This is a genomic window from Pseudomonas sp. LF-5 (assembly GCF_037626295.1).
Classification (GTDB): domain Bacteria; phylum Pseudomonadota; class Gammaproteobacteria; order Pseudomonadales; family Pseudomonadaceae; genus Aquipseudomonas; species Aquipseudomonas monsensis.
This window is the reverse complement of the sequence record NZ_JARKMT010000001.1, coordinates 1,045,904-1,062,815: the sequence shown is the minus strand read 5'-3', so window position 1 is coordinate 1,062,815 and position 16,912 is coordinate 1,045,904. Positions and strand designations below refer to the sequence as shown.

Annotated in this window: 12 protein-coding genes; 2 read left to right on the top strand and 10 right to left on the bottom strand. The window is 61.1% G+C overall.

Going from position 1 to position 16,912, the window contains the following annotated elements:
* Positions 1-110 precede the first annotated feature (110 nt).
* Complete coding sequence (locus PseuLF5_RS04835; protein WP_340133055.1) at positions 111-1,043, top strand: sugar kinase; 933 nt, start codon at positions 111-113, stop codon at positions 1,041-1,043.
* A 114-nt stretch (positions 1,044-1,157) separates the two neighbouring features.
* Here the strand turns inward: PseuLF5_RS04835 and PseuLF5_RS04830 are convergent, their stop codons facing one another.
* Both PseuLF5_RS04830 and PseuLF5_RS04825 read right to left on the bottom strand, forming a co-directional pair.
* Positions 1,158-1,433 carry a peptidylprolyl isomerase gene (locus PseuLF5_RS04830; protein ID WP_007912322.1) on the bottom strand — a complete coding sequence of 92 codons (276 nt, stop codon included), beginning with the start codon at positions 1,431-1,433 and terminating at the stop codon, positions 1,158-1,160.
* A 51-nt stretch (positions 1,434-1,484) separates the two neighbouring features.
* Positions 1,485-4,022, bottom strand: a complete 2,538-nt coding sequence (locus PseuLF5_RS04825; protein WP_123468242.1) for a PAS domain-containing hybrid sensor histidine kinase/response regulator — start codon at positions 4,020-4,022, stop codon at positions 1,485-1,487.
* 131 nt (positions 4,023-4,153) lie between these two features.
* Here PseuLF5_RS04825 and PseuLF5_RS04820 point away from each other — a divergent pair, with 131 nt between their 5' ends.
* Positions 4,154-5,260 carry a PilT/PilU family type 4a pilus ATPase gene (locus PseuLF5_RS04820; protein ID WP_128614074.1) on the top strand — a complete coding sequence of 369 codons (1,107 nt, stop codon included), beginning with the start codon at positions 4,154-4,156 and terminating at the stop codon, positions 5,258-5,260.
* An 18-nt stretch (positions 5,261-5,278) separates the two neighbouring features.
* On the opposite strand, the gene PseuLF5_RS04815 is transcribed toward PseuLF5_RS04820, so the two are convergent.
* The 8 genes from PseuLF5_RS04815 to PseuLF5_RS04780 form a co-directional block, all read right to left on the bottom strand.
* Positions 5,279-7,234, bottom strand: coding sequence for an acetoacetate--CoA ligase (locus PseuLF5_RS04815; RefSeq protein WP_340133054.1), 1,956 nt, complete (start codon positions 7,232-7,234; stop codon positions 5,279-5,281).
* A gap of 96 nt (positions 7,235-7,330) precedes the next feature.
* A complete protein-coding gene (gene hbdH / locus PseuLF5_RS04810) occupies positions 7,331-8,104 on the bottom strand; it encodes a 3-hydroxybutyrate dehydrogenase (protein ID WP_123468248.1) in 774 nt (257 codons plus the stop codon).
* A gap of 7 nt (positions 8,105-8,111) precedes the next feature.
* Complete coding sequence (locus PseuLF5_RS04805; protein ID WP_123468250.1) at positions 8,112-9,503, bottom strand: GntP family permease; 1,392 nt, start codon at positions 9,501-9,503, stop codon at positions 8,112-8,114.
* A 276-nt stretch (positions 9,504-9,779) separates the two neighbouring features.
* On the bottom strand, positions 9,780-11,195 hold the full coding sequence (locus tag PseuLF5_RS04800) for a sigma-54 interaction domain-containing protein (protein ID WP_267795055.1): 1,416 nt from the start codon (positions 11,193-11,195) through the stop codon (positions 9,780-9,782).
* Positions 11,196-11,297: 102 nt separating this feature from the next.
* On the bottom strand, positions 11,298-12,872 hold the full coding sequence (locus PseuLF5_RS04795; protein WP_340133053.1) for an ABC transporter ATP-binding protein: 1,575 nt from the start codon (positions 12,870-12,872) through the stop codon (positions 11,298-11,300).
* 9 nt (positions 12,873-12,881) lie between these two features.
* Positions 12,882-13,904 (bottom strand): ABC transporter permease, encoded by a 1,023-nt coding sequence (locus PseuLF5_RS04790; RefSeq protein WP_123468257.1) that lies wholly within the window; start codon positions 13,902-13,904, stop codon positions 12,882-12,884.
* The gene (locus tag PseuLF5_RS04785) at positions 13,904-14,968 is read right to left on the bottom strand and encodes a microcin C ABC transporter permease YejB (protein WP_123468259.1); all 1,065 of its coding nucleotides are present in this window, start codon (positions 14,966-14,968) and stop codon (positions 13,904-13,906) included. Before PseuLF5_RS04785 ends, PseuLF5_RS04790 begins: the two co-directional genes overlap by 1 nt.
* Positions 14,968-16,836, bottom strand: coding sequence for an extracellular solute-binding protein (locus PseuLF5_RS04780; protein WP_186745779.1), 1,869 nt, complete (start codon positions 16,834-16,836; stop codon positions 14,968-14,970). The genes PseuLF5_RS04785 and PseuLF5_RS04780 overlap by 1 nt, the downstream gene beginning before the upstream one ends.
* Between the last annotated feature and the right edge of the window lie 76 nt (positions 16,837-16,912).

Genomic DNA, 16,912 nt, shown 5'->3' with positions numbered 1-16,912 from the left:
AGGCAAGCCAGCTCCCGCAGGGATCTCATGGACTGTGAAGATCATGTGGGCGCTGGCTTGCCAGCGATGAGGCCGGATCAAACACCACCGAATCAGCAGAGACACACCCGATGACCACCCTCAGCCCTCTGGGCCCGAACATCCCGCGCATCGCGCTGATCGGCGAATGCATGATCGAACTGCAACAGCGCGCCGACGGCAGCCTGCAGCAAAGCTTCGGCGGCGACACGCTTAACACGGCGGTTTACCTGTCCCGCGCCCTTGGCGATAAAGCGCAAGTCGATTACGTCACCGCGCTGGGCGATGACAGCTTCAGCGACGCGATGTGTGAAATCTGGAGCAGCGAAGGCATTGGCCTCGACCTGGTGCAACGTCTGCCCGGGCGTCTGCCGGGCCTCTACTGCATCCAGACCGACGCCAACGGCGAACGCCGCTTCCTTTACTGGCGCAACGAAGCGGCCGTCCGCGACTGTTTCACCACCCCGGCGGCCGAGCCGATTCTGGCGGCGCTGGCCGATTACGACGTGTTGTATTTCAGCGGTATCACCCTCGCTGTGCTTGGTGCGCTGGGCCGGGAAAAGCTGATCCAGACGCTGATCGAGGCCCGCCAGCGGGATGCACGCATTGTGTTCGACAACAACTACCGGCCGCGTTTGTGGGCCTCAGTCGAAGAGGCGCGTTCGGCGTATCGCAGCGTGTTGCCCTACGTTGATCTGGCGTTGCTGACAGTGGATGACGAGCAGGCGCTGTTCGGATTTGCCGACGGCGATGCGGTGTTCGCGGCTTACGCGCAGTTCGATACGCCGGAAGTGGTGCTCAAGCGCGGTGCCGACGCGTGCCTGATTCGCTGTGATGGCGAAGCGTTCGAGGTGCCGGCGCAGACCGTCGAGAAAGTCGTCGACACCACGGCGGCCGGGGATTCGTTCAGTGCGGCGTATCTGGCCAGTCGATTGCAGGGCGGGAGTCCGGCGGAGGCTGCCGAGGCCGGGCATCTGCTGGCAAGTCGGGTGATTCAGGTGCCAGGAGCACTGATCCCGAAATAGATTTGAATGGCCGCTTGCGGCGCAATCGGTTCGCGAGCAGGCTCGCTCCCACAGGGGATTGCATTCTCAATGTGGGAGCGAGCCTGCTCGCGAAAGGGCCCTGAAGCCAACCCGTCAATCGCGGTAAAACACCTGCACCAAGTGATAGCCGAACTTGCTCTTGATCGGCCCGTGCACGGTACGCAACGGCTTTTTGAAGATCACCGCGTCAATCGCGCCAACCATCTGCCCCGGACGGACTTCACCCAGATCGCCACCGCGCTTGCCGGACGGGCAGGTCGAAAATTTCTTGGCCAGCACATCGAACGCTTCGCCCTTGGCGATGCGTTGTTTGAGCTGTTCGGCCTCTTCGGCGGTTTTCACCAGAATGTGGCGGGCTTGGGCTTTCATCGTGCGATACCTGATAACGGGGTGACGGCGGGGCGCGGATTATGCCTCAAGTCACCGGGTTTGACTGATCATCGTGCGGATCTTGCTCGCCAGCAGCTCAATGGCAAACGGTTTGGCGACCATGTCCATGCCGTCCTCGAGAAAACCCTGACGTTCGGCGGCTTTCTGCGCGTAACCGGTCATGAACAACACTTTCAGGCCCGGACGATGCTGGCGGGCGACTTCCGCCAACTGACGGCCGTTCATGCCGGGCAGGCCGACATCCGTCACCAGCAGGTCCACCCGCAGGTCCGATTCCAGCAGGGGCAGCGCGGATTTCGCGTCCTCGGCTTCGAATGCGCGATAACCCAGTTCCTTGAGCAGATCGAGCACCAGCATGCGCACGGCGGGATCGTCTTCGACGACGACCACGGCTTCTCCGCTCGGCAGGTGGGCGGGCGGCTCGACCGGGTTGGCTGGCGCGTGTTCCGGCTCCAGTGCATACAGACGCGGCAAATACAGCCGCACACAGGTGCCCTGTCCGGGCAGGCTGTCGAGACTGACATGGCCGCCCGACTGCTGGGCGAAGCCATAAATCATCGACAGGCCCAACCCGGTGCCCTGACCGATGGGTTTGGTGGTGAAAAACGGGTCGAACGCCTTGGACCGCACGGAAGGCGTCATGCCCGTCCCGTTGTCGCTGACCGCCAGCATCAGGTAATCGCCGGCCTTCACTGGTTCGAGCGTGGTGATGTCGCTGCCGTCGAGGTAGACGTTGACTGTTTCGATCAGCAGTTCGCCGCCCTCGGGCATGGCATCACGCGCATTGATCACCAGATTGAGCAGGGCATTTTCCAACTGGCTCACATCGGTGCTCACCGGCCACAGGTCGTCGGCCAGCTGCAGTTTGAGCTCGATCTGATCACCTTTGGTGCGGCGGATCAGGTCTTCCAGCGAATGGATCAGTTCGTTGACGTTCAGTTGTTTGCGGTCCAGCGACTGGCGTCGCGAAAACGCCAGCAGACGATGGGTCAGCGCCGCCGCCCGATTGGCCGAGGACACGGCCGCTTCGGTAAACCGGCCGATCTCGTTGGCGCGGCCGTCGGCAATATAGCGCTGCATCAGATCGAGGCTGCCGATGATGCCGGTGAGCATGTTGTTGAAGTCGTGGGCGATACCGCCGGTGAGCTGGCCGACCGCTTCCATCTTCTGCGCATGGCGCAAGGCATCTTCGGCCCGCTCGCGCTCGAACATCTCGTTCTGCAAGCGCTGGTTGGCCTGGGCCAGTTGTTCGGTACGGGCGCTGACGCGCTCTTCGAGGGTTTCGTTGAGGTTGCGCAGCGCTTCTTCGGTTTTCTTGCGTTCGGTTTCGTCGATCACAAAGATGTAGAAACCGTTGACCGCACCGTCGGCCCCGTGTCGCGGCAGGTAATTCATCAACGCGTGACGGATGCTGCCATCGCGGTGAGGGGTGTACAGGCTGAATGAACAAGGCCTGCCCGCCAGCGCTTCGGCGATGTACGGCGCGCGCAGAAAATAGGCTTCTTCGCCGATCACTTCGCGGATGGTGCGCCCGTAGAGCTCCTGCGGGGTCAGGCCATACCAGTCGAGATACGCGGCGTTGTTGAGGCGGAAGCGCTCCTCATGGTCGACGTAGCTGATGAGGATCGGCATGGCATTGATGATCAGCTGCAGTTCGGTCTGGCTCTGGCGCAGCGCCTGTTCGGTGTGTTTGCGCTCGGTCAGGTCCAGCGCCGCGCCGAGAAAGCGCACCGGCCGGCCATGGTGATCCTTGTAGCAGCGGCCACGGGCAAACACCCAGCGTATGTCGCCATCGCCTTGCAGCAGACGATATTCCTCGGCGTACTCGGTGCCGTGGGTGATGCAGTGCTTGATGCTGCGCGCGATCAGGGCGCGGTCTTCCGGGTGCACACCCTGCAAATAGTCGCTGATCGGCAACTGGCTCGCCTGCGCCGGATCGACCCCGTGCAACTGCGCGAAATGAGCGTCGGCGATGAAGCGGTCTTCGCCGATATCCCAATCCCAGGTGCCGACGGCATCGGTGGCTGCCAGGGCCAGTTGCAGGCGCTCTTCGGTTTGCTGTTGCGCCTTGAGGCTGTCTTCGGAGCGCTGTTGCAGTTCCAGCGCGATGCGTCGGCGCTCATTGGTTTCGATGGCCGTGACCAGGATCCCCGCCACTTGCGCGGTTTCGTCGCGAATCGGGCTGTAGGTCAAATCCAGCCAGAAGTCGGAATCCTTGCCGTCACGTTGCAGGGTAAAGCGTCGTTCGCTGTAGGTCCGCACCTGACCTTGCAGGACGGCGCGGTAAATCGGGTCGGTAAAGTCGCGAAGTTCTGGCCATATCAGGTGCGCCGGTTGTCCGAAAGCGTGCGGATGCTTGCTGCCGGCCAGCATGGCGAAGCCGTTGTTATAGATCTGGGTGAGCTGCGGCCCCCACAGCAGCAACATCGGCATTGGCGAGTGCAGCACGATGTCCACCGCGGTGCGCAGGCTCTGCGGCCATTGACCAGCGTCGCCCAGTGCGCTGTTACTCCAGTCAGTGCGGGTGATCAGCGCCTGCGCATCGTCGTTGCCGGGTACAGCGTTCATTGCGTTAGTCCTGGGCGTCATTCGGTAAGGCGGCGTCTACTATCCTTCGAGAGGGTAGACGCTCAATGCACCGCTGCGTCACGACAGCGGGCCATGTCTGAATATTGAATGCTTCGTCGGTGAATTTGACCATGGAAATCGATGCACTGTTAACACGCTTGGCCAGCCAGCATGGCTCGGACCTGTTCCTGTCGACCGGAGCGCCACCCAGCGCGCGCTTTCAAGGCGTATTGACGCCGTTGGCCGAGCAGCCGTTCAAGCCGGGTGAAGTCGCGGTCATCGCCAATTCCCTGATGGACGCCGAACAGCGCCGGGAGTTCGACCGGGATCTGGAAATGAACCTGGCCATCTCGCGCACCGGCATCGGCCGCTTTCGGGTCAATCTGTTCAAGCAACGCAATGACGTGTCGATCGTGATCCGCAACGTCAAACTGGACATTCCGCGCTTTGAAGACCTCAAGTTGCCCCGCGTGCTGCTGGAAACCGTGATGCTCAAACAAGGCCTGATTCTGTTTGTTGGCGCCACCGATTCGGGCAAATCGACCTCGCTGGCGGCGCTGATCGATCATCGCAATCGCCATAGCAGTGGCCACATCATCACGATTGAAGACCCGATCGAGTACATCCACCGGCATCGGCTGTCGATCATCAACCAGCGTGAAGTCGGTGTCGACACCCGCAGTTTTCACGCGGCTTTGAAAAACACTCTGCGCCAGGCACCCGATGTGGTGCTGATCGGCGAAATCCGCGACCGCGAGACCATGGAGCACGCGCTGGCGTTCGCCGAAACCGGTCATCTGGTTTTATCGACGCTGCACGCCAACAACGCCAATCAGGCGCTCGACCGGATCATCAACCTGTTTGCCGAGGAGCGTCGGCCACAGTTGCTGCATGCACTGGGCAACAACCTTAAAGCCTTTGTTTCCCAGCGCCTGGTGCGCACGCTCGAGGGGCAGCGGCGGGCAGCCGTGGAAGTGATGCTGGGCACGCCGACCATCGGGGACCTGATCCGGCGTAATGAATTGGGTGAGCTCAAAGGCATCATGGAAAAGTCCACCGAACTGGGCATGCAGACGTTCGACGGGGCGTTGCACGGCCTGGTGGTGGAGGGTGCGATCAGCGAGGAAGAAGCACTCAAACATGCCGATTCGGTGAACAATCTGCGCCTGCGCTTGAAGTTGCAGGGCGATGTCACACCGGCCCCACCCACGACGGGGGAGTGGGGCCTGATGGACTGAACGGTTCAGCCTCTGGGTTCAAGTCTCGAGTTCAGCGCGATTGCGAAACTGCTCCAGCGCTTCGGGATTGGCCAGGGCGTCGGTGTTCTTGACCGTCTCGCCGTGGATCACATTGCGCACAGCCAGCTCCACCACTTTGCCGCTGATGGTGCGCGGAATGTCGGTCACGCTGAGGATTTTCGCCGGCACATGCCGAGGCGTGGTGTTGGCGCGGATCACCTGGCGGATCTGCGCTTGCAGGGCTTCATCCAGTTCAACCGCGTCGTGCAAGCGCACAAACAGCACCACCCGTACGTCATCCTGCCATTGCTGACCGACGGCGACGCTGTCGAGCACTTGCGGGACTTTCTCCACCTGGCGATAAATCTCCGCCGTGCCAATGCGCACACCGCCGGGGTTGAGTACGGCGTCCGAGCGGCCATGGATCATCATCGCGCCGTGCGGCAGCTCTTCGGCGTAATCGCCCTGGGCCCAAACGCCGGGAAACAGGCTGAAATAGGATTTTCGCAATTTTGTTCCGTCCGGGTCATTCCACAGGCCAATTGGCATTGCCGGGAAATGCTGGGTACAGACCAGCTCACCTTTCTCGCCAATCACGGGCTGGCCGGCGTCATTCCAGACCTCGACCGCCATGCCCAGGCTCTTGCCCATGATTTCGCCGCGGCGCACGGCTGACAACGGATTGCCGTTGACGAAGCACGAGACGATGTCCGTACCGCCGGACATCGAGGCCAGGCACACGTCGGCCTTGAAGTCTCGATACACGAAGTCGTAGCTTTGCGGCGACAGCGCCGAACCGGTGCAGAGCAGGGTTTTCAGGCTGCCCAGATCATGACTGGCGCGCGGTTTGACGCCGCTGCTCTCCAGGGTAGCGAGGTATTTCGGGCTGGTGCCGAACACGCTGATGCGCTCGTCGTCGATCAAATCCAGCAAGCGCTCGGGGGCGGGGTGGAACGGCGATCCGTCATACAGCACCACCGCGCTGCCGACGGCCAGCGCCGACACCAGCCAGTTCCACATCATCCAGCCGCACGTGGTGTAGTAGAACAACCGGTCGCCGGGCCCGAGATCGCAATGCAGGCCGTGTTCCTTGACGTGCTGCAACAGTACGCCGCCGGTGCTGTGCACGATGCATTTCGGGACACCGGTGGTGCCACTGGAATACAACACGTATAGCGGATGGTTGAAGGGCACCGGAATAAAATCCGGTTCGCCACCGGGCTCGTAAAAGTCATCCCACAGGCTGACCTCGGCGCGGGTCCGGTAATCCTCGATGCGTGCGTGCGGGTGCGCGTAGGGCACGATGATCAACTGCTTGAGCGAGGGCAGTTGCAGGAGAATCTCATTGAGCTTGCCGGTCTGCTCGATCGTCTTGCCGGCGTAACGATAACCGCCGCAGGTGATCAGCACCTTCGGTTCGATCTGGCCGAACCGGTCGATCACCCCGTGGGTACCGAAGTCTGGAGAAGAACATGACCAGATCGCACCGAGGCTGGTGGTCGCCAGCATCGCCACGAGGGTTTGCCAGGTATTGGGCATGCACGCCGCAACCCGATCACCGAGGCCGACGCCGGCTGCCTGCAGGCTGGCCTGAAAACCACTGACATGCTCGGCCAGTTGCGCCCAGGTCAGTTGTTCGCGCTGGCCGTGCTCTGCCACGGCCACCACGGCGACGGCATCGTCGCGGCGGCGCAGCAGGTGTTCGGCGAAGTTCAGGGTGGCACCGGGAAACCATTCGGCGCTGGGCATTTGCCGGCCTTCACGTAAAACCGCATCAGGCTGGGTGTGGAAACGAACATCGAAGAAGTCGACGATGGCCTGCCAGAAGTCGGCACGCTGCTCGATGCTCCACTGGTGCAGGGCAGGGTAGTCGTCGAGGTGCAGGTGATGACGCTGATTGAGTGCGCGCCGGAATCTATCCATGCGGGACCCGGCGATACGCTTGGCATCGGCTTGCCAGAGGATGTCGGACATTGTTTGCCTCTTTTTATCGGGTTCATACACGCAGTTGTGACCGTGGGTAACCTGTGGCCAGGAAGCAAGCGCCCTGGCCACATCGTTCTGTGGAGGTTATTGCGCCAACCACCCACCATCAATATTCCACGCCGCCCCGCGCACCTGGCTACCGGCCTCACTGCACAAAAACAACACCAGCTCGCCCAGATGCTGCGGCGTGACGAACTCCAGCGACGGTTGCTTCTCGGCCAGCAAATCATGCTGCGCCTGCTGCGGATCGACACCTTTGGCCGCACGGTCGTCGATCTGCTTCTGCACCAGCGGCGTCAACACCCAGCCCGGGCAGATCGCGTTACAGGTGACGTTGCTGGTCGCGGTTTCCAGGCCGACCACTTTGGTCAGGCCGATCACCCCGTGCTTGGCGGCGACGTAAGCCGCCTTGCCGGTCGAACCGACCTGGCCGTGCACGGAGGCAATATTGATGATCCGTCCCCATCCTTTGGCACGCATGCCCGGCAGGCTCAGGCGGGTGCTGTGGAACACCGAAGACAGGTTGATCGCAATGATCGAATCCCAGCGTTCCACCGGAAACTCCTCGACCGCCGCCACATGCTGGATTCCGGCGTTATTGACCAGAATGTCGACGCCACCGAATTCGCGTTCGGCATAGGCGATCATGTCGGCAATCTGTGCCGGGTCACTGACGTCAGCGGGGTGATGGCCGACCTTGGCGCCAAACTGGCCGACTTCGGCGATCACCGTCGAGGCATCACCGAAACCGTTGAGAATCAGATTGGCGCCGGCTTTGGCCAGGCTCAGCGCGATGCCTAGGCCAATGCCGCTGGTGGAACCGGTTACCAGTGCGGTCTTGCCGGAAAGAGTCGTCATGAATACCTCACACAATGCCAGTGGCGTAGAAAGTACCGATCACTACGAAAACCGCCAGGGTCTTGATCAGCGTAATACAGAAAATGTCTTTATAGGCTTCGCGGTGAGTCAGGCCGGTCACCGCCAGCAAGGTGATGACGGCACCGTTGTGCGGCAGCGTGTCCATGCCGCCACTGGCCATGGCGGCCACGCGGTGCAGCACTTCCAGCGGAATATTCGCCGCATGGGCCGCGGCGATGAATTGCTCGGACATCGCCGCCAGGGCAATGCTCATCCCACCCGACGCCGAACCGGTGATGCCCGCCAGCAGCGTGACGGTGATCGCCTCGTTGACCAGCGGATTGGGGATTTGCTTGAGCCAGTCGGCCAGCACCAGAAACCCCGGCAGCGAGGCGATCACCGCGCCAAAACCGTACTCGGAAGCGGTGTTCATCGCTGCCAGCAGCGCACCGCTGACCGCGCTTTTGCTGCCCTCGGCCAGTTTGCTGCGAATGGCTTTGAAGCCGAACGCCAGCACCATGAGGATGCCGACCAGCAACGCCGCCTGTACCGCCCAGATCGCCGTCAGTTTGGCGATTTCGGTGGTCACTGGCGTGGCCATGCCCGGCAGCGCGAGGCTGTGGGTCTTGCCGTACCACTGGGGAATCCACTGAGTGAACAACAGGTTCATGATGCCCACCGCCAGCAGCGGCGACAGCGCGATCCACGGGTTCGGCAGTTTGAGGTCTTCGGCAGTTTCTGGCTCATTGCGCAGCTCGGTGCCATAGCCTTCGCCGGCGCGCTGGGCCTTGTTGCGCTGACGCTGGAGGAACAGCATGCCGGCGCAGAACACGAAAATCGTGCCAATCACGCCCAGCCACGGCGCCGCCCACGCAGTGGTGTTGAAGAAGGTGCTGGGGATGATGTTCTGGATCTGCGGGGTGCCGGGCAGGGCGTCCATGGTGAACGAAAACGCACCGAGGGCGATGGTCGCCGGGATCAGCCGTTTGGGAATGTTGCTCTGGCGGAACATCTCGGCGGCAAACGGATACACCGCAAACACCACCACGAACAGCGACACACCGCCGTAGGTGAGCAGGGCGCAGACCAGCACGATCACCAGCATGGCCTGGCGGGTGCCCAGCAGACGAATCGCCGCGGCGACAATCGAGCGCGAAAAGCCCGACAGTTCGATCAGCTTGCCGAACACGGCACCGAGCAGGAAGACCGGGAAGTAGAGTTTGATGAACCCGACCATTTTCTCCATGAACACCCCGGTGAATGCAGGGGCGACGGCAGAAGGGTCGGTGAGCAGGACAGCGCCGAGGGCGGCGATCGGAGCAAACAGGATAACGCTGTAGCCACGGTAGGCGGCTAGCATCAGCAGCGCGAGGGCGGCCAAGGCAATGATCACACTCATGGTGTGTCTCTCCAGAATTGTTATTTTTGTGGGTGAAACCGGTGTGGGAGAGGTGTTAGCGAGATTTGTGCCACATGCACAACTCATTGAAATTTAAGAGTTTTATGGATTTTGATTTGCAAAGAATCGCAGATTTGTCTCTTTTTTGAGATTCATGCTGGAAGTGATGACGCCTTCGCGAGCAGGTCCGCGCCTACATTTGCAAGGTATTCCACTGTGGGAGCGGGCCGTTCGCGAAGCTTCTGCTCATTTCTATTAATGGAGATTAGAGTCTCTTTATTGAGACTGGGCGATGCCCAAGGCCAGCATCTTCTTGTACAACGTCGACCGCCCCAGCCCCAGACGAGCTGCCGCCTCTGGCACATTACCCGCACATTGCGCGAGGGCCGACTCGATCAGTTGCCGGTCAAACCGCTGGCGCGCCTGGGCGAATGTCTCGTCGGCCAAGGGCTCCAGCGCGGGCGCCGCGGGGCGTTCAACCGGGGTAAACGTGCCTATGGAGCCGCGAATGTCTGCTTCGCTGAGGATCAGGTCATCACTGAGCAGTGCCGCCCGCTCCAGCACATTCCGCAACTCTCGAATGTTCCCCGGCCACGCATGCTGGCTCAGCAGATCCAGCGCCGTGCGGCTCAGTTCATGCTGACTGCGCAGCTCTTCGAGGATCGCTTCGCTGAGTGCCGGCAGATCGTCGAGGCGTTCGCGCAACGGCGGCACGATGATCGGCAGCACATTGAGCCGGTAGTACAAGTCAGCGCGGAATTCACCGCGCTTGATCGCCGTTTGCAGGTCGGTCGAGGTCGCGGCGATCACCCGCACGTCACTCTGGATGACCTCGTTGGAGCCCACTGGCTCGAATTCCTTTTCCTGCAGCACCCGCAGCAATTTGCTTTGCAGCGGCAATGGCATGTCGCCGATCTCGTCGAGAAACAACGTGCCGCCCTGGGCGATCTGCAACTTGCCGGTGCGGCCCTTGCGGTCAGCGCCAGTGAAGGCGCCCGGAGCCGTGCCGAAGAACTCGGCCTCCAGCAATGTTTCGGGAATCGCCGCGCTGTTGATGCTGACAAAGGCTTTGTGCGCTCGCGGCGAAGCACTGTGAATCGCCTGCGCCAGCAATTCCTTGCCGGTGCCGGTTTCGCCCAGCAGCAACACCGGCGACTCGGTGCTGGCACTGCGGCGGGCGCGGCGTTTGACTTCGAGGCTGGCGGCGCTGGTGCCGATGAAATGTGCGAAGTTGTATTTGGTCTGCCGCGCGCGCAGCAGCGAGCGGGTCGAAGCCAGTTCCTCCTGCATGCTCAAGTAGCGCTTGAGCATCGGCGACAGCGTGCGCAGTTCATCGAACAGGGCAAAACCGATCGCGCCGATTACCGTGCCGACATCGTCTTGGATCGGCAGGCGCATCACCACCAGCGGCTCTTTCGGGGTGTCTTGCATGTCTAGCAGAATAGGCCGCCCGGTACGCACCACCTCACGCAACAGACTGCCGGGAATCACGCTTTCGCAGGGTTTGCCAATTGCACCTGCGGCCGACTCGAGCCCGAAGCGGCGCGCGTAGCGCTCGTTCATCCAGACAATGTTGGCGTCGCGATCGACAATCACCGTGCCTTCGCTCGACTGCTCGATGATCTCGAACAGCGAGCGGATTGCCAGGGTGCGAACCCGTTGGTAGTCCTTGAGGCTTTCGGTGGTGTTCATGGGTGGTTTGATCCAGATTTTGGGTGGTGTGTGCTGGTCTTTTCGCGAGCAGGCTTGCTCGCGAAGGCCGCGACCCGGTTTCAAGACGAGCGCCGATTATGCCTACCCCGGATGCGCCGCCGCCAACAGCTCCTTGGTGTAAGGATGCTGCGGCGAATCGAACACCTCGTGACTGGCGCCGCGCTCGACCACCTTGCCGTCCTTGATCACGATCATGTCGTGGGCCAGTGCCCGCACCACCGCTAGGTCGTGGCTGATGAACAGATAGGTCAGGCCGTGCTTTTCCTGAAGCTGACGCAGCAGGGCAACCACTTGTTTCTGCACCGTGCGATCCAGCGCCGAAGTCGGCTCATCAAGCAGAATCAGCGCCGGTTTGAGCACCAGTGCCCGTGCGATTGCAATGCGTTGACGCTGGCCGCCGGAAAACTCGTGGGGGTAACGATGACGACTGGCGGGGTCGAGGCCGACCTCCTTGAGCACACGAATCACCTGCTCATCGCACTCCTCGGCGTTCGATTCGCAGTGTACTTCCAGGCCTTCGCTGATGATCTGCGCCACCGACATGCGCGGGCTGAGGCTGCCGAACGGATCCTGAAACACCACCTGCATCTGCCGACGCCAGGGACGCAGCTGTTTCTGATTGAGGCCGTCGAGCGCTTCGCCCTGAAAGCGGATGCTGCCTTCGGAATCGAGCAGACGCAGGATCGCCTGTCCCAGCGTCGACTTGCCCGAACCGGATTCGCCAACGATACCCAGGGTCTTGCCGCGCTGGATATTCAGGCTGATGCCATCCACGGCGCGCAGGTATTGCTTGCGCTGAAACAGACCGCCACCGACGACAAACTCAACCCGCAGATCATCGACCTCCAGCACATTCTCGCGCTCATCCCGGGGCAGGGCTTCACCTTCGGGTTCGGCGTTGAGCAGCACGCAGCTGTAAGGATGCTTCGGTTCGCTGAACAGCGTTTCACAGGGCGCCTGTTCGACGATTTCTCCGGCCTTCATCACGCAGACACGCTGGGCAATGCTGCGCACCAGATTGAGGTCGTGACTGATCAGCAGCAGCGACATGCCGAGGCGTTGTTGCAGGGACTTGAGCAGCAGCAGAATCTTGCGCTGTACGGTGACATCGAGGGCAGTGGTCGGCTCATCGGCAATCAACAATTCCGGTTCGCAAGCCAGGGCCATGGCGATCATGACCCGCTGTCGTTGTCCACCGGACAATTGGTGCGGGTAGGCCTTGAGCCGCTCTTTGGGTTTCTGGATGCCGACCAGTTCGAGCAGTTCGAGGATGCGCTGTTGCGCCGCTTTTCCACCGAGGCCGCGGTGCAGCAGCAAGGTTTCGCCGATCTGCTTTTCGATGGTGTGCAGCGGATTGAGCGAGGTCATCGGCTCCTGAAAGATCATCGCGATGCGGTTACCGCGCAGCTCACGCAAGACCTTGGGGTCCGCACTGACCAGCTCCTGACCGCGATAGCGAATGCTGCCAGTGGTTTGCGCTTCGCTGTCTGCCAATAATTGCAGAATCGAGTGGGCCGTCACCGACTTGCCCGAACCGGACTCGCCAACCAGCGCCAGACACTCACCGGGGCGAATGTCCAGGCACAGGTCGCGCACCACGCGCTGGCCATGGAAAGCGACATTGAGGTTACGGATTTCAATCAGATTGTCAGTCATGGCCACGCTTCAGGATCGAGGGTCGAACGCGTCGCGTAACGCTTCGCCGATGAACACCAATAAAGAAAGGATCAGCGCCAGGGTGAAGAACGCTGTCAGCCCGAGCCACGGTGCCTGCAGGTTCTGTTTGCCCTGACCGATCAGTTCGCCCAGCGAGGCGCTGCCGGCGGGCATGCCGAAGCCGAGAAAGTCCAGTGCGGTGAGGGTGGAAATCGCCCCGGTCAGAATGAACGGCAAGTAACTCAACGTCGCGTTCATGGCGTTGGGCAGGATGTGCCGGACGATTACCTTGCGATCTGTCAGGCCCAGCGCCCGTGCAGCCTTGACGTATTCCAGGTTGCGCCCGCGCAGGAACTCCGCACGTACCACGTCCACCAGTGCCAGCCACGAAAACAGCGCCATGATCCCCAGCAGCCACCAGAAGTTCGGTTCGACAAACCCGGAGAGGATGATCAGCAGGTACAGCACCGGTAACCCCGACCAGACTTCAAGCAAGCGCTGCCCGAGCAGGTCGACCCAGCCGCCGTAATAACCTTGCAAGGCACCGGCAGCGATGCCGATCAGGGCGCTGACAAAGGTCAGCATCAACGCGAAGAGAATCGACACCCGGGCGCCGAAAATCACCCGCGCGAGGACATCCCGCGCCTGATCGTCGGTGCCCAGCCAGTTGACCGATGTCGGCGGGCTCGGCGCCGGTTTATTGAGGTCATAGTTCGGCGTGTCGTCGCTGAACGGAATCGGCGGGAACAGCAGCCAGCCACCGTCCTTGCGAATCAGGTTCTGCACATAGTCGCTGCGGTAGTCGGCCTGAAACGGCAGTTGCCCGCCGAACTCCTGTTCGGTGTGGCGTTTGAATACCGGGAAGTACCACTGGCCCTGATAACTGACCACCAGCGGCTTGTCGTTGGCGATCAGCTCACCGCCGAGGGTCAGCAGGAACAGGCCGATGAACAGCCATAACGACCACCAGCCCCGGCGGTTTTTCTTGAATCGCTCGAAACGGCGACGGCCCAACGGCGAGAGCTTGAGCATCAGGCGTTCCTCGCGGCGAAGTCGATGCGCGGATCGACAAGGGTGTAGCACAAGTCGCCGATCAGTTTTATCAGCAGGCCGAACAGGGTGAAGATGAACAGCGAGCCGAACACCACTGGATAGTCCCGCGAGACGGCCGCTTCGTAGCTCATGCGACCGAGGCCATCGAGGGAGAAAATCACTTCAATCAGCAACGAGCCGGCGAAAAACACGCTGATAAAGGCTTGGGGAATGCCCGACACCACCAGCAACATCGCATTGCGGAACACGTGGCCGTAAAGCACCCGACGTTCGCTCAAGCCCTTGGCCCGTGCGGTCACCACGTATTGGCGGGTGATTTCATTGAGAAACGAGTTTTTCGTCAGAATCGTCAGGGTGGCGAAGCCGCCGATCACCAGCGCCGTGACCGGCAACACCAGGTGCCAGAAGTAATCGGCGATCTTGCCCAGGGTCGACAGTGATTCGAAGTTGTCCGAGACCAGGCCGCGTACCGGGAACCAGTTCAGCGAAGTGCCGCCGGCAAACACCACGATCAGGAACATCGCAAACAGGAACGCCGGCATTGCGTAGCCGATGATGATCGCGGTGCTGCTCCAGATATCGAAATGGCTGCCGTGATGCACGGCTTTGCGGATGCCCAGCGGGATCGAGACCAGGTAGGTAATCAGCGTCGCCCATAATCCGAGAGAAATGGTGACCGGCATTTTTTCCAGGATCAGGTCAGTCACCGTGGCACCGCGAAAGAAGCTCTTGCCGAAATCCAGTCGGGCGTAATTCTTGAGCATCAGCCACAGGCGTTCATGGGCTGGTTTGTCGAAGCCGTACTGTTTTTCGATGTCTTTGATCAGTTGCGGGTCCAGGCCCCGGCTCGCGCGCGAGGTGCCGCTCATGGTTTCACCCGAACCGCCGCCGACGTTGCCGCCACCACCGATGCCTTGCAGATGGGCGATCGCCTGTTCCACCGGACCGCCGGGCGCGGCCTGGATGATGACGAAATTGACCAGCAGAATGATCACCAGCGTCGGAATGATCAGCAGCAGGCGCCGCAGTATGTAACCCCACATCAGTGCGGCCCTCCGGGTCTGCCACGGCCGATTTTTTCGGCGGTCATCTGTTGGTTGGTCAGCGGCGTGCGGCTGATTTCCCACCAGCTCTCGATCGCTTCATCATTACTGGCTTGAATCGTAGGGATGCCAAAGCGGTTCCACCACACGGTCGAAGTGCCCGGCGGGTAGTAATTGGGAATCCAGTAGTAATTCCATTGCAGCACCCGATCCAGGGCGTGGGCATAGTGCAGCATGTCCGATTGCGTGGAGGCGCGGATCAGTCCGTTGATCAAGGTGTCGACCGCCGGGTTTTTCAGCACCATGTAGTTGTTGGCCCCCGGGTCGTTGGCCGACGCAGAGCCGAAGTAGTTGAGCAGTTCGCCACCCGGCGAGGTGGTCACCGGATAGCCGGTGACGATCATGTCGTAGTCCCGGCTCATCAGGCGATTGACGTATTGCGAAGAGTCGATGCGGCGAATATCCAGGTTGATGCCGATCTGTTTCAGTGTGCGTTTGTACGGCAGCAGCAGGCGGTCCATGCCGTTCTGGCTGACCAGGAACGTGAAGCTGAGCGGTTCGCCATCGGCATTCACCAGTTGATCGCCGTCCGGTTTCCAGCCGGCCTGCTCAAGTAGTTCCAGGGCTTGCAGTTGTTTATCGCGGATCAAGCCACTGCCGTCAGTCTTCGGTGCCTCGAAGACCGTGGTGAAGACTTCGTCGGGAATCTGTCCGCGCAGCGGTTCGAGAATCTTCAACTCCGCTGCGTCCGGTAACTCGCGAGCGGCCAGATCGGTATTGGAAAAGTAACTTTGCTGGCGGATGTACAGGTTGCGCATCATCTGCCGGTTGCTCCACTCGAAGTCCCACAGCATCGCCAGTGCCTGGCGCACACGGCGATCCTTGAACATCGGTTTCTGCAGATTGAACACAAACCCTTGGGCCGATTGCGGCGCTTCGGTGGCCAGATGAGCCTTTTGCAGGCGCCCGTCGCTCAGGGCGGGGCTGTCGTAGCCGATCGAATAACCGGTGGCGGAAAACTCGCGGTTGTAGTCATACGCGCCTCCGCGCAGCACCTGACGGGCGACGTCGGTGTCGCCAAAGTACTCGATGCTGAAATGGTCGAAGTTATAGAGGCCGCGACTGACCGGCAGGTCCTTGCCCCACCAGTCGGCATTGCGTTCGAAGGTAATGCTGCGCCCCGAGTCGACCTTGCCGACGCGATAGGGGCCACTGCCCAGTGGCGGTTCGTAACCGCCACCGCCGGCAAAGTCGCGGCTCTTCCACCAGTGTTCGGGAAACACCGGCAGGGTCGCGATATCCAGAGGCAGCGTGCGGTTTTCGTTGTTCTTGAAATCGAAGCGTACGATCAGCGGTGCTTCCACTTCGACGCCTTTGACATCGGCGAACTGCGTGCGATAACGCAGGCTGCCCTGGGTCATCAGCAGTTCATAGGTGTAGCGCACGTCTTCGGCGGTGATCGGCTTGCCGTCGGCGAAGCGAGCCTTGGGATTGATGAAAAAGCGCAGCGCGAGTCCGTCCTCCGAGCGCTCCATCTTTTCTGCCACCAGCCCGTAAACGGTATAGGGTTCATCCATCGAGCGCTGAGCCAGCGGCGAGTACAGCAGTCCGTCGATTTGCGTGACGCCGATGCCTTTGTCGATATACGGCAATACATGGTCGAAGTGACCGATCTCGATCGCCGAGCGGCGCATCGTGCCGCCCTTGGGCGCCTGCGGGTTGGTGTAGTCGAAGTGACTGAAACCGGCAGGATATTTGGCCGGCTCGCCATAAACGGTCAACGCGTGTTGCGGTGCAGCGTCCACACCGGCGGCGCCCGACAACAGGGCGAGGGCGGTGAGCATCAATGTGGGAAAAACCAGTCGCATTGTCAGCCTTGGAACCGGGAAATCGATAAGCGCAATTTGTACGCGAGAGGCGCGTCAGTCGCCAGCCGTATATGTA

What these genes read in the sequence shown, in the direction of transcription:
- PseuLF5_RS04835 (WP_340133055.1), top strand. Translation starts at nt 111, where the DNA reads ATGACCACCCTCAGCCCTCTGGGCCCGAACATCCCGCGCATCGCGCTG.
- hbdH (WP_123468248.1), bottom strand. Translation starts at nt 8,104, where the DNA reads ATGACGACTCTTTCCGGCAAGACCGCACTGGTAACCGGTTCCACCAGC.
- PseuLF5_RS04825 (WP_123468242.1), bottom strand. Translation starts at nt 4,022, where the DNA reads ATGAACGCTGTACCCGGCAACGACGATGCGCAGGCGCTGATCACCCGC.
- PseuLF5_RS04815 (WP_340133054.1), bottom strand. Translation starts at nt 7,234, where the DNA reads ATGTCCGACATCCTCTGGCAAGCCGATGCCAAGCGTATCGCCGGGTCC.
- PseuLF5_RS04780 (WP_186745779.1), bottom strand. Translation starts at nt 16,836, where the DNA reads ATGCGACTGGTTTTTCCCACATTGATGCTCACCGCCCTCGCCCTGTTG.
- PseuLF5_RS04830 (WP_007912322.1), bottom strand. Translation starts at nt 1,433, where the DNA reads ATGAAAGCCCAAGCCCGCCACATTCTGGTGAAAACCGCCGAAGAGGCC.
- PseuLF5_RS04805 (WP_123468250.1), bottom strand. Translation starts at nt 9,503, where the DNA reads ATGAGTGTGATCATTGCCTTGGCCGCCCTCGCGCTGCTGATGCTAGCC.
- PseuLF5_RS04820 (WP_128614074.1), top strand. Translation starts at nt 4,154, where the DNA reads ATGGAAATCGATGCACTGTTAACACGCTTGGCCAGCCAGCATGGCTCG.
- PseuLF5_RS04785 (WP_123468259.1), bottom strand. Translation starts at nt 14,968, where the DNA reads ATGTGGGGTTACATACTGCGGCGCCTGCTGCTGATCATTCCGACGCTG.
- PseuLF5_RS04790 (WP_123468257.1), bottom strand. Translation starts at nt 13,904, where the DNA reads ATGCTCAAGCTCTCGCCGTTGGGCCGTCGCCGTTTCGAGCGATTCAAG.
- PseuLF5_RS04795 (WP_340133053.1), bottom strand. Translation starts at nt 12,872, where the DNA reads ATGACTGACAATCTGATTGAAATCCGTAACCTCAATGTCGCTTTCCAT.
- PseuLF5_RS04800 (WP_267795055.1), bottom strand. Translation starts at nt 11,195, where the DNA reads ATGAACACCACCGAAAGCCTCAAGGACTACCAACGGGTTCGCACCCTG.